This window comes from Streptomyces sp. NPDC007896, assembly GCF_042959425.1.
In the GTDB taxonomy this organism is placed as follows: domain Bacteria; phylum Actinomycetota; class Actinomycetes; order Streptomycetales; family Streptomycetaceae; genus Streptomyces.
Map to the genome: position 1 here is coordinate 1,223,287 of NZ_JBIBKX010000001.1, position 12,030 is coordinate 1,235,316.

The window sequence follows — 12,030 nt, forward strand, 5'->3', positions numbered from 1 at the left end:
GAGCCGAGGGTGGGTTTCCGCCTCAACCCACGGGTTGAGATCCCGTCTCCCCACGTCGGCGCCAACGTTGAGATCCAGTCTCCCAACGCCGCCGCCGACGTTGAGAACTAGTCGCCCAACGCCGCCGCCAACGCCGTCTCGACCGTCGCCGCATCGGGGGACTCGGCGGCCCAGGCCACGTATCCGTCGGGCCGCACCAGCAGGGTCGTACGCCGGTCGCTCGCCCAGCTCTCCACGGTGAGACGGTCCTTGCGGTCCTTGAGGTCCTTGAGGTCGCCAAGGCCGTACGCCCGGACGGCCGCCGTCGGTGCGACGAGGACGAACCGGCCGCCACGCAGGGCTTCGTAGAGGCGGCCGCCCTTCAGGGCGACATCGGGGACGCGGGTGCCGACGAGGGCGTGGGAGCCGCGCGGGGCACGGTAGGCGAAGCCGATGCCGGTGATCTGGCCCGACGCCTTCCGGCGCATGGGGCCGACGCCGTTGAGGACCGTGGTGAACGCGGAGCGCAGCGCCAGCGTCCAGGGGTGCTTGGCCATCGCGAGCCGGACGATCCCGCCACTGCTGCGCAGTACCGCCTTGCCGACCGGGTGGCGCTCGGCCTGGTAGGTGTCCAACAGGTCCGTGCCCGCGTGACCGTTGACGACCAGCGCGAGCTTCCAGCTGAGGTTCGCCGCGTCCTGGAGGCCGGTGTTCATGCCCTGCCCGCCGGCCGGGGTGTGGACGTGGGCGGCGTCACCGGCGAGGAAGACCCGGCCGACCCGGTACGCGGGTGCCTGGCGCTCGTCGCTGTGGAAGCGGGACATCCAGCGGGCGTCGTGCATGCCGTAGTCGCGTCCGAGGGAGAGCCGGACGATCTCCTTGACCTCGTCGAGTTCGAGCGGCGCGCTGTCGGGGACATTGCGGCCGCGGTGCCAGCCGATCACACGGTAGTAGCCGTCGCCGAAGGGCACCATGAAGGCGAAGGCGTCGCCGACGGCGTTGGCGGTGAGGATCGACTCCGGCTCCTCGGCGAGCAGGACGTCGGCGAGGACGACGGACCGGATGACCGACTTCCCGGGGAACGGCAGCCCCACCGCCTCACGCACCGCGCTGCGCATCCCGTCCGCCCCGACGACGTACGCGCCCGCCAGCTCCCCCGCTTCCCCGTCCGCACCCCGGACTTCGAGCGTGACGCCCGCCGCGTCCTGGCGCAGTCCGGTCACCTCGGTCTCGTACACGAACCGCACCCCGGCCTCGACCGCCCGCCGCTCCAACGCCTTCTCCACCTCGTACTGCGGGATCACGAGCAGGTGGTTGAAGCGGGAGGGGAGCGTGTCGAGGGCGACGGAGAGCCTGCCGAAGAGGCGGATGCGGTCGACGGTCCGGCCGTGGCTCTCCAGCTCGTCGGCGAGACCGCGGGCGTCGAGCTGCTCCAGGGTGCGGGCGTGCAGGACGAAGGCGCGGGAGAGGTTGCTGATCTTGTGCGGGCGCTTCTCGACGAGGGTGACGGGGACTCCGGCGGTGGCGAGGTCCCCGGCCAGCAGAAGGCCGGTGGGGCCGGCGCCGACGACGATCACGTTCCGGGACGCGGTGGTGCCGTTCACCTTGCCGTTCGTCTTGCCGTTCATGGCGGCCTCCTGATGCCAGCACTCGTGGGCCAACGTCCGCTGGTCAACGTTTGTTGGCCAACGCTTGTTTACCAACATAGAGACACCGCTCTGGACTGTCAACAACTGTTGGCCTACGGTTGTTGGCATGCCCGACAAGGAACTCCCCGCACCCGCCCCGTCCCCCGCGGCCCGCCGCTCGGACACCACCCGCACCGCCATCCTCACCGCGGCGCGCGAACGCTTCGCCGCCGACGGCTACGAGCGCGCCACGATCCGCGCGATCGCCAAGGACGCGCGGATCGATCCGTCGATGGTGATGCGGTACTACGGCTCGAAGGAGGGACTGTTCGCCGCGGTCCTCGACGTCGACCTGCGGCTGCCGGGCCCGGACGGGCTGGACCCGCGCGAGGTGGGCCGCGTCCTGGTGGGCCACTTCCTCGACCTCTGGGAGGAGAACGAGGTCCTCACCGTGCTGCTCCGGGTCGGCGTGACCAATCCGGACGGCGCCGAGCGCATGCAGGGCATCTTCCGGGACCAGCTCATGCCGGTCGCGCTGCGCGTGTGCCCCGACCCGGAGCAGGCGCCGGCGCGGGCCGCGCTGACCGCCTCACAGGTGCTGGGCATGGCGATGGCCCGCTACGTCCTGCGTTTCCAGCCCGCCGTCGCGCTGCCACGCGAGGAGGTCGTGGCATGGCTGGCACCGACGGTGCAGCGGTATCTCACGGCGCCGCACCCGTGACAGGCCCCGAAAACACGTCGAGGGAGTCCCCGCACCCCGTGGGTGCGCGGACTCCCTCGATCGAGAAGGATCCAGGCCTCGACACGCGGCCGAGGCTCCGGGAAGCGAGCCGGAATCAGGTCCGCTTCGGCTGCTTGTCGGACTTGTCCAGGACCATCACGAGGCCCGCGATGACCAGGAACAGGACGATCGGCGTCACGACGTAGAGGCCGAGCGTCTCGATCACGCTCAGGCCCTTGCCGGGGTCGTCACCGTCGTCGCGGGTCAGCGCGAGCGCGGGGGACGACATGAGCAGCATCATCAGCGTCGTACCGGAAGCCAGGGCGCCGGCGCGCAGGGCGTTCTTCTTGTCCACGGTGCAAACGTAGCGAACACCTGAATGAGTCGCGCGCCCGGGGTGCCGTACGGAGACCTCACGCCCGCCCGCACGCCCCGTTCACACGCCTCCGTCACGCCCACGCAGCACATCGATCAGCGCGTACAGCCGGGGCGAGGCCGCCAGTTCCTCCAGGGTCACCGGGCGGCCGTCCGCGTCGGCGATGGGCAGCCGCCAATTCGGGTACTGGTCCCACGTGCCCGGCAGGTTCTGCGGGCGCCGGTCCCCGACCGTGTCCGGGAGCCACACGCCGATCATGCGGGCCGGGGTGCGCAGCAGGAAGCGGTGCACGGCCTGGATCTCGGCCTCCTCCGACACCGCCGAACCCGCGTCGCCCGCCCCGTGCAGCAGCCCGAGGCGGGCGAGCAGCGCCAGCCACTCCCCCGTGTCCGCCGCGGCCGCGGTCCGCTCGTCCTCCAGGGAGCCGGTGAGCAGGCCGAGCCGGTCGCGGAGTTCGACGTGGTCGCCGGTGAGCCGGGAGGCGGTGGGCGGCAGGTCGTGGGTGGTGGCGGTGGCCAGGCAGTCGGGGCGCCAGCGCTCGGGCGGCAGGGGCTTCCCGTCGCCGTCCCAGTCCCGTTCGAACCACAGCACCGAGGTGCCGAGCACCCCGCGCTCGTGCAGCGTCTCGCGTACGCCGGGCTCGACCGTGCCGAGGTCCTCGCCGATCACCAGGGCCCCGGCCCGCGAGGCCTCCAGGGTCAGGATCGCGAGCATCGCCTCGGCGTCGTAGCGGACGTACGTGCCCTCGGTGGGCGGCTGTCCCTGCGGCACCCACCAGAGCCGGAACAGGCCCATGACGTGGTCGATGCGCAGGGCGCCCGCGTGCCGGAAGAGGGCGCGCAGGAGGCGGCGGTACGGGGCGTAGCCCGAGGCGGCGAGGCGGTCCGGGCGCCAGGGCGGCAGGCCCCAGTCCTGGCCGCGTGCGTTGAAGGCGTCCGGGGGCGCGCCGACGGACATGCCCGCCGCGAAGTACTCCTGTTGCGCCCAGGCGTCGGCACCGCCCGGATGCACTCCGACCGCGAGGTCGTGCACGAGGCCCACCGCCATCCCGGCGTCGCGCGCGGAGCGCTGGGCGGTGGCGAGCTGGGCGTCGGTGAGCCAGGCGAGGCGGCTGTGGAAGTCGACGCGGTCCATCAACTCGCCGCGGGCGCGCGTGGTTTCGGGTGAGCGCGGGTCTCGCAGGCCCACCGGCCACCGCTGCCACTCGGGGCCGTACGCCTCGGCGAGCGCGCACCAGGTGGCGTGGTCCTCCAGCGCCTCGCCCTCCTCGGCGAGGAAGTCGACGTAGGCGGCGCGGCGGCCGGGCCCGAGCGGCACCTCGCGCACCAGTTCCAGCGCTTCGCGCTTGAGCTCCCACACCGCGTCGCGGTCGATCAACGCGCCCTTGTGGAGCACGGATTCGCGCAGTCGCTCGGCGCGCTCCAGCAGCGCCCGTACCCGCCCCGGGTCGTCGACGTGGGCGAACTCGGGGATGTCCTCGACCCGCAGATGGACCGGGTCGGGGAAGCGGCGGGAGGAGGGCCGGTACGGGGAGGGGTCGGTGGGGGTGCCGGGTACGGCCGCGTGCAGGGGGTTGACCTGCACGAATCCGGCGCCGAGCGCCCGGCCGGCCCAGGCGGTCAGTTCGGCGAGGTCGCCGAGGTCGCCCATGCCCCAGGAACGCCGGGAGAGGAGGGAGTAGAGCTGGACGAGGAGTCCGTACGTGCGTCCGGGCGGCGCGGGAAGCCGGGCGGGGGCGGCGACGAGGTGGGCCTCGGCGGTGCGGCCGTCGGGGGCGGTGACGTGCAGGGTGTGGACGCCGGGCGGGAGCTGCTCGGCGGCGGCGCGGGTCTCGCCCTGTTCGGTGGTGATGCGCAGCCGGGTGCCGGCCGGCAGTCCGGCGAGCGCGGCGGGCGGGCTGCCGCCCCAGCACACCACCGTCGGCGGCAGCAGCCGCTCCCGTGTCCCGGTCTCCCGGTCGGCGAGGGCCGCGCGGACGGCGTCCGGGGTACTCGCGTCGACGCCGAGCGCCGCCAGGGCCGCGACGACCGCGGTGTCCGTGGCCGCGACCGTACGGTCCGGGGAGGGGTTGTAGGAGGTGGCGACGCCGTGCAGTGCGGCCAGCCGCGCCAGCGGTGCGTGCGGGTCGGGAGGGTCGGCCGGCGAGGGGCCGGCGGGCGAGGGGTCCGCGGGCGGGCGGGGCGCCATCTATACCCCCGAGGTGTCCGTGGCGGCGCCGGTGGAGACGGGCTCGCTGGTCAGGTGCGCGGCGTCGGCCAGCGGCGGTTCGCTGGTCAGCGGCTCGGCGTCGGGGAGGGGAGGTTCGCTGGTCAGCGGGGGTTCGGCGGAGGCGCTCTCGGCGCTGAAGACGCACACGTGGGGCTCGACGGAGGGCTCCGTCGGGCGTTTGGAGAGGGCCGAGAGCAGAAGGTGTGCCGATGCGGCCACGGGGGTCTCCTTGTCGTCGTACGGCTGGAAGCGGGTTACCGCAGCTCTACCCAGCGGGCGCCGGGGCAGACGTACGAGGACGGACAAGGTGCGTTTGGTCACAGACCGTACCGGCGCGGGGCGCTCCGCACGGCGTGCGGGCACGCGCGAGTGCCGGCGTGCGGGACACGGCGAGCGGGACGCGGGACGCGGCATGGGGGACACGGCATGCGGGACACGGCATGGGCGACGCGGCATGGGCGACGCGGCATGCGGGACGGCTCGGGACTGCCGTGAAGAGATGGGCCGTGGTGTGAACCGATGGGCTCGCGGGGGTCGATAGACAGGGTGTGAGACTGTTCCGCCCCATGGGGGGCCACCGGGAGGACGTGACGGACGCGGCGCTGCTGCGGGCCGTGGCGGACGGGGACTCGGCGGCGATGGCCGCGCTGTACGACCGGCACGCCGGGTGGCTGCACACACGGCTGACCCGACGGTGCGGCGATCCCGAGGTCGTGCGGGAGGTGTTGCAGGACACCTTCGTGACCGTGTGGCGGTCGGCGGCCACGCACCGCGGCGCGGAGGCGGGCGGCTGGCTGTGGACGATCGCGGCGCGACGGCTCGTCGACGCGCGGCGGGTGCAGGAGCGGGCCGAGCGCGTCGAGTACGCGACGCCCGTGCCCGCGCCCTCCGCCGAGGAGCGCGTGCTGGCGGGCCTGGAGTACGGGGACGTGGGTACGGCCCTGGACCGCATCTCGCCCGAACTCCGCGAGGTGCTGCGCGCCACGGTCGTCGACGGGCTGACCACCCGCGAGACCGCCCGGCTGCTCGGTATCCCGGAGGGCACGGTCAAGACCCGGGCGAGGCGCGCCCGCGCGGAACTCCGCGCGGCGCTCGCGCACCTGAATCCGCCCTCGGCCCCGTTCATGGACCCATCGCTACTGGGAGGCACGGCATGACCGGCTGGCACGCGTCCGACGACGCCGTCGCCCGTTACTCGGACGGTTCCCTTCCGGAGACGGACGCCTGGTCCCTGGAGAAACACCTGGAAGGCTGCGGCACGTGCGCCGCGAGGGTCTCGCGCGCGGCCCGGGAGGGGGCGGCGGGGGTGGTGCTGGCGGAGGTGCGGGACGCGGTGCTGACGGCGGTACTCGAGTCGGCTCCGGCCACGGCGGCCAGGCACGCGACGGCCGCCTCACCCTCCGTGTCGGCACCGACCCCCGCCGCCGTACCGACCGCACCCTCCGTCCCGACCGCACCCTCCGTACCGACCGCGTCCCCCGTACCGACCGCACCCCCCGTACCCGCCGCATCGAGGCGCCCCCGAGCCGTCGGGGGGCGGCTCGGGCGGATCCTCTGGGCGGCCGGGCCCGCCCTGCGCGGGGCCTGGGCGGGTGCCGTCGCGCTGGTCGCCGTGGGGGCGCTCGCGCTCGCCTACGGGGGCGGGTTCGACGGCACACGGCCGTTGCTGCTGGCCGTGGCTCCGCTCGTGCCCGTGGCGGGGGTCGCCCTCTCGTACGGGCGGCACGCCGATCCGCTGCACGAGATCGTCGCGACGTCGCCCTCCGGCGGTCTGCGGCTGGTGCTGATGCGGACGGCCGCCGTACTCGCGGTGAGCGTGCCGCTGCTGACGATGACGGGGCTGCTGCTCCCCGCCACCGACCCGCGCCTGCCACAGGCACCCGCGGCGGCCGCCTGGCTGCTGCCCGGGCTCGCGCTGACACTGGCCACGCTGACGCTGTCCGGGTACGTGGGCTGCCGTACCGCCTCCGCGGTGGTCGGCGGCGGCTGGCTGCTCGCGCTCGCGGCGCCCCTCCTCACGGCCCCCGACCCCGGTCTGACGGCCCGTCTCGCGCGGCAACTCTCCCTCTACTTCACCGGAGCCTCGCCCCAGTGGGGCTGGGCGGCCGCGTCCGCGCTGTGCGCCCTCCTCCTCGCCGCGCGCCGTTCCGCGTATGACCGTCTGGAGACAATGTGAACCCCCTTGGTAGGCCCGGCACTTCGATGACGGACGACGGCGTGGGCACCGCGACCGCCTCGATACGAGTCTCGGCTCTGACCGTGCGGCACCGCCGCAGGACCACCGCGCTGGACGCCGTCGACCTGGACTTCGGTCCCGGCGTCCACGGTCTGCTCGGCCCCAACGGTGCGGGCAAGACCTCCCTCATCCGGGTCCTGGCGACGATCGCGGAGCCCACCGCGGGCCGGGTGCGGATGCTCGGCAACGACCTCCGTCACCGGCACAAGCGCGGTGCGGTCCGCCGCGAACTGGGCTATCTGCCGCAGGACTTCGGCTACTACCCGGGGTTCACGGTGCGGGAGTTCGTGGCGTACGTGGCCTGGCTGAAGGAGGTACCGGCCGCTGCCGCCCCGGCCGCGGTCGAGCACGCCGTCACCCGGGTCGGGCTCGCCAACCGTATCGACGCGAAGGTCAAGACGCTGTCCGGCGGCATGATCCGGCGCGTCGGCATCGCCCAGGCCATCGTGAACGACCCCCGCGTCCTGCTCCTCGACGAACCCACCGCGGGTCTGGACCCCGAGCAGCGCGTGGAGTTCCGGGCGCTGCTGCGGGAGCTGGGCCGGACCGCCACGGTGATCGTCTCCACCCACCTGGTGGAGGACGTGGCCGCGGCCTGCACGGACGTCACCCTGATCGAGGCCGGCCACGTCGCCTACCGCGGGACACCGCAGTCCCTCGCCGCCATCGGCGCCGACGGCCACGAGTCCGAAGGCAACGCGATCGAGCGCGGCTACACCACGGTCCTGCGCGGCCACCGCGCCTCGACGGGGGCCGCCCGGTGAACGTACGCATCCAGCCCGACGGGGAGCGCGCGCCGACCACGCACCCCCATTCCGACGAAGAGCGCCCTCTGCGCCCGTCCCACGGAAGCCCCCGGATGGGCGCACCGACCCGGGAGACGCCCGCCCGGAGGGCGGGTTCCGCCCCCCACCCCCTCCGCGTCGAGTCCCTGCGCGGGTTCGCCCCCTGGGCGGCCGGGGCACTCCTGCTCGCTCTCGCCTGGACTCTCGCCGCCACGTCGGCGCAGTGGCAGGGCAGTTGGGGTGTGACGACGGGCAAGCTGAGCACCGCGGCCGGAGTGATCGGCGTTCCGTTCGCGCTCGCGGCCGGCGCATGGCAGGGCGGCCGGGAGCGGCGGCTGCGGATGACGGAGCTGCGGGCCTCGACCGCTCGTACCCCGCTCGCCCAGCTCCTGACGGCCGCCCTGCCGCTCGCCTGCTGGCTGGCGGCGGCATACCTCGTGGCGGTGGCCGGCGTGCTGCTCGCCTGCGCGCCGTACGCGTCGGCGGGCGGTCCGGTCCCGACCGTCTTCGCCGGGGCCGCGCTCTCGATCGCCGCGTGCACGCTGCTCGGTCAGGTGGCCGGGCGGCTGCTGCCCTGGCGGCTGACCGCTCCCGCACTCGCGATCTGCGGATACGTCCTGTACGGCACCCTCGGCCTCTCGGAGTCGGGCTTCCACAACCTCGCCCCCGCCTACCTGAGCCTGGTCGGCGACGACGACGTCCCGGTCTGGTGGTATCCGCTCGTATCGGCCCTGTGGCCGGCCGGGCTCGCCGCCACCGCGGCCCTGGCCCATGCCGCGTACCGCCGAGCCACCGCGCTGCTGCCGCTCGCGGCCGCGTTCGGTGCCGCGATCGTCCTGGTCCACACGGGCGACGGCATGCTGCGCGACAACCCGCTCGCCCACCGCCAGGTGTGCGACGACTCCACCACCCCGCGTGTCTGCGTCAGCGCCGTCTATCCGGGCATGCTGCCGGAGGTGACCCATGTGCTGTCCGGTCTCACCGGCCGCCTGGACGGGGTGCGGAACCTGCCGGTCCGCTTCGAGGATCTGCCGCGCCGCCCGCACAAGGACGAGGCGGAACTGCCGATGCTCACCCCGTTCGGCTGGAGCGCCGTCCGCGGCAAGGTGACCGATCCCGAGCGGTACGCCTGGGAGGCCGCCGTGGTGCTGGTCCGCCCGGAGTGCGAGAAGTCGCCGTCCGCACGGCGCATCCAGGTCACCGACGAGGCCGTACTGCGCTGGCTGGCCCCGAATTCCGCACAGAAGGACATACGTGAGCGCTCCGCGGCCTCGGCCCGGCAGCGGGGTGACACGAAGGAACTCGCGACGTTCCGCGCCGAGGACAAGGCGTACGCGCACCTCACCGCCATGACCGACGACGAGCGCCGCTCCCTGCTCAGCCGCTACTTCGCCACGGCCCACGACTGCGACCCGAACCCGAACGAGGTCCCGTCCCTGTGAACTCCCCGCGCAGAGTCACCCCGCCGACCGCGCTCGCCCTTTACGCCCGTTCCCGCGCCGTCCCGACCACCCTGGCCGCGTTCGTCTGTGCCGCCCTCCTCACCTTCTGGGTGGCGGGCCGCCCGGACGCCTTCCTCGACCCGTACCGCAGGGTCCCGTTGCTCTCCCTCGCCCCGCTGCTGGCCTCGGCGGCGATCGGACTGAGCCTCCACTCGTACGCGCGGGACCTGGACGAGACCGCCGTACGCCCCTGGTGGCCGAGGCGCCTGGCTCATCTGCTGGTCCTCAGCGCGCTGGCGGCGACGGTGCTCGCGCTCGCCGTACCGGGACAAGCACAGGTGTTCGGTTCGGCGGGAATGGTCCGCAACACACTGGGCGCCGTCGGGATCACGGCGGGCGGGGCGGTTCTGTTCGGCGCCCGGGCGAGCTGGATGCCGACGATGCTGTATTTCAGCGCCGTGTACCTGTCGGCCGCCTCGCCGCGTATGAGCGGGGAGACAATCCTCACTTGGCCCATGCAGACGGGCCCGCAGACCGGCGCCTGGGCCGCCGCCCTCGCACTCTACGTGCTGGGCTCGGCACTCTACGCGCTGCGCGGCGCCCGCCCCGAAGGACCCCGCGGCTGACGCGGGGCCACGGGGCGGACCACGGGTCCCGGGGCCGGGGGAACACAAAGGCCCGGATCGTCAGGCGGAAATGCCGTCGATCCGGGCCATCGCATCCTCCGCGCCGTACGGCTGCAGGTAGGGCAGCCAGCGCGGGTCCCTATGCCCCGTTCCGATGATGCGCCAGGCGAGCCCCGTCGGCGGGGCGGGTTTGTGGCGCAGGCGCCAGCCGATCTCGACCAGGTGGCGGTCGGCCTTGGTGTGGTTGCAGCGGCGACATGATGCCACCACGTTGTCCCAGGCGTGCTGACCTCCGCGGGAGCGCGGGATGACGTGGTCGACGCTGGTTGCGACGCCACCGCAGTACATGCACCGGCCGCCGTCGCGGGCGAACAGTGCCCGACGGGTCAGCGGAACGGGCCCCCTGTAAGGGACCCGTACGAACCTCTTCAGCCGGACCACGCTGGGTGCGGGGACAGTAACGGTTGCGCTGTGCATAAAGGCGCCGGATTCCTCGAGGCAGATGGCCTTGTTCTCAAGGACGAGGACGAGCGCGCGGTGGAGCGGTACGACGCCGAGTGGCTCGTACGACGCGTTGAGGACCAGGACGTGCGGCACGGATGCCTCCTTGTACGCCGGCGGCGCGTGGCTCGCGCCGGGACGATCTGCAGTCAGTCTCCCCTCTTGCCTGGTGGAAGCGCCACCATGTCCCGGTAACGGGCTGGGAGTGTTTTCGACCACACCCTCCTTCATCCCCAGGTGAGTACGGTCTCTCCCCCGAACATTGCAACGATCCACACACGATGCCCCGTTAGTGTGGTGGTTCTGCCCGCCGCTGCCCTCACATGTCCCCGAGCCGCGGGCGGACCGCTACGCCTGGAGGTACCTGCCGTGTTCTTGACCGCCCTGTCGGCCCTGGGGTCCACCCCGTCGCCGTCCCCCTCGGCGACGACGGACCCGACGACCGCCACGCTTCAGGACGCCCAGCAGAGCGCGACCAACGCCGCCAGCTGGGTCGAGCAGAACTGGTCCACATGGTTGGCGATCGGTCTGCGCGTCCTGTTGATCCTGGTGATCGCGGGGGTACTGAGAGTGGTGGTGCGGCGGGCGATCACCAAGCTGATAGATCGCATGACCCGCACGGTCCAGGCGGTCGACGGCACGGCCCTGGGCGGCCTGCTGGTGAACGTCGAGCGCCGCCGGCAGCGCTCGCAGGCGATCGGCTCGGTCCTCCGCTCGGTCGCGTCCTTCCTGATCATGGGCACCGCCGCGCTGATGATCCTGGGCACGTTCCAGATCAACCTGGCCCCACTGCTGGCCTCCGCCGGTGTCGCGGGAGTGGCGATCGGTTTCGGCGCCCGCAACCTGGTCACGGACTTCCTCTCCGGCGTCTTCATGATCCTTGAGGACCAGTACGGCGTCGGCGACACGATCGATGCGGGGGTCGCCTCCGGCGAGGTCATAGAGGTGGGCCTGCGCGTGACGAAGCTGCGCGGCGACAACGGCGAGATCTGGTACGTCCGCAACGGCGAGGTCAAGCGCATCGGCAACCTCTCCCAGGGCTGGGCCACGGCCGGCGTCGACGTCACGGTCCGCTCGAACGAGGACCTGGACAAGGTGAAGCGCACCCTCGACGAGGTCGCCGAGGCGATGACCAAGGAAGAGCCCTGGAACGAGCGCCTGTGGGGCCCGATCGAGGTCCTCGGCCTGGACAGCGTCCTGCTCGACTCGATGGTCGTCCGCCTCTCGGCGAAGACCATGCCCGGCAAGTCCCTCTCCGTCGAACGCGAACTCCGCTGGCGCGTCAAGCGCGCCTTCGACGCCGCGGACATCCGCATCGTCGGGGGCCCCACGGTGCCCCCGGAGGAGGAGCCCGTCGACCCGGCCGCCGCGGTGGCGGCCCCGTCGGTCCTCGGCAACCCGGCCTCCCCCCAGTCGGAGGCGACCGCCCCCATCCCGGCCCCCGCCTCGGCCCCGGCCGCGTCGAGCGCACCGAAGTAGGCCCCTCTCACGTAGGAGCAAGTCCACAGCTCCGGCGCACGCATGAGCA

12 protein-coding genes are annotated in these 12,030 nt (G+C 73.3%); 7 read left to right on the forward strand and 5 right to left on the reverse strand.

What is annotated here, in order from left to right; genetic code table 11:
* Positions 1–107 precede the first annotated feature (107 nt).
* Positions 108–1,607, reverse strand: a complete 1,500-nt coding sequence (locus tag ACFZDJ_RS05520) for an FAD-dependent monooxygenase (RefSeq protein ID WP_391056266.1) — start codon at positions 1,605–1,607, stop codon at positions 108–110.
* Positions 1,608–1,734: 127 nt separating this feature from the next.
* On the opposite strand from ACFZDJ_RS05520, the gene ACFZDJ_RS05525 reads away from it, so the two are divergent.
* The gene (locus ACFZDJ_RS05525) at positions 1,735–2,328 is read left to right on the forward strand and encodes a TetR family transcriptional regulator (protein ID WP_168508708.1); all 594 of its coding nucleotides are present in this window, start codon (positions 1,735–1,737) and stop codon (positions 2,326–2,328) included.
* Between the two features lie 115 nt (positions 2,329–2,443).
* On the opposite strand, the gene ACFZDJ_RS05530 is transcribed toward ACFZDJ_RS05525, so the two are convergent.
* The 3 genes from ACFZDJ_RS05530 to ACFZDJ_RS05540 all read right to left on the reverse strand — a co-directional run bounded on the left by ACFZDJ_RS05530 (position 2,444) and on the right by ACFZDJ_RS05540 (position 5,131).
* Positions 2,444–2,683: a hypothetical protein gene (locus ACFZDJ_RS05530; protein ID WP_054231770.1), complete on the reverse strand. Its 240-nt coding sequence runs from the start codon at positions 2,681–2,683 to the stop codon at positions 2,444–2,446.
* Between the two features lie 81 nt (positions 2,684–2,764).
* The gene (malQ, locus tag ACFZDJ_RS05535) at positions 2,765–4,891 is read right to left on the reverse strand and encodes a 4-alpha-glucanotransferase (protein ID WP_391056269.1); all 2,127 of its coding nucleotides are present in this window, start codon (positions 4,889–4,891) and stop codon (positions 2,765–2,767) included.
* A complete protein-coding gene (locus tag ACFZDJ_RS05540) occupies positions 4,892–5,131 on the reverse strand; it encodes a hypothetical protein (protein WP_168491597.1) in 240 nt (79 codons plus the stop codon).
* Between the two features lie 347 nt (positions 5,132–5,478).
* Between ACFZDJ_RS05540 and ACFZDJ_RS05545 the strand changes: the two genes are divergently transcribed.
* From ACFZDJ_RS05545 to ACFZDJ_RS05565, 5 genes are all read left to right on the forward strand, one after another.
* Positions 5,479–6,069: a sigma-70 family RNA polymerase sigma factor gene (locus ACFZDJ_RS05545; protein ID WP_390927247.1), complete on the forward strand. Its 591-nt coding sequence runs from the start codon at positions 5,479–5,481 to the stop codon at positions 6,067–6,069.
* Entirely contained in the window at positions 6,066–7,088 is a 1,023-nt protein-coding gene (locus ACFZDJ_RS05550) for a zf-HC2 domain-containing protein (protein WP_391056271.1), read from the forward strand. Before ACFZDJ_RS05545 ends, ACFZDJ_RS05550 begins: the two co-directional genes overlap by 4 nt.
* Positions 7,089–7,114: 26 nt before the next feature.
* On the forward strand, positions 7,115–7,912 hold the full coding sequence (locus ACFZDJ_RS05555) for an ATP-binding cassette domain-containing protein (protein WP_391056273.1): 798 nt from the start codon (positions 7,115–7,117) through the stop codon (positions 7,910–7,912).
* Between the two features lie 95 nt (positions 7,913–8,007).
* On the forward strand, positions 8,008–9,375 hold the full coding sequence (locus ACFZDJ_RS05560) for a hypothetical protein (RefSeq protein WP_390927241.1): 1,368 nt from the start codon (positions 8,008–8,010) through the stop codon (positions 9,373–9,375).
* Positions 9,372–10,001, forward strand: coding sequence for a hypothetical protein (locus ACFZDJ_RS05565; RefSeq protein WP_391056276.1), 630 nt, complete (start codon positions 9,372–9,374; stop codon positions 9,999–10,001). Before ACFZDJ_RS05560 ends, ACFZDJ_RS05565 begins: the two co-directional genes overlap by 4 nt.
* A gap of 60 nt (positions 10,002–10,061) precedes the next feature.
* Here the strand turns inward: ACFZDJ_RS05565 and ACFZDJ_RS05570 are convergent, their stop codons facing one another.
* Positions 10,062–10,598, reverse strand: a complete 537-nt coding sequence (locus ACFZDJ_RS05570) for an HNH endonuclease (RefSeq protein WP_099941398.1) — start codon at positions 10,596–10,598, stop codon at positions 10,062–10,064.
* A 258-nt stretch (positions 10,599–10,856) separates the two neighbouring features.
* On the opposite strand from ACFZDJ_RS05570, the gene ACFZDJ_RS05575 reads away from it, so the two are divergent.
* On the forward strand, positions 10,857–11,981 hold the full coding sequence (locus tag ACFZDJ_RS05575) for a mechanosensitive ion channel domain-containing protein (RefSeq protein WP_391056855.1): 1,125 nt from the start codon (positions 10,857–10,859) through the stop codon (positions 11,979–11,981).
* Positions 11,982–12,030: the final 49 nt, after the last annotated feature.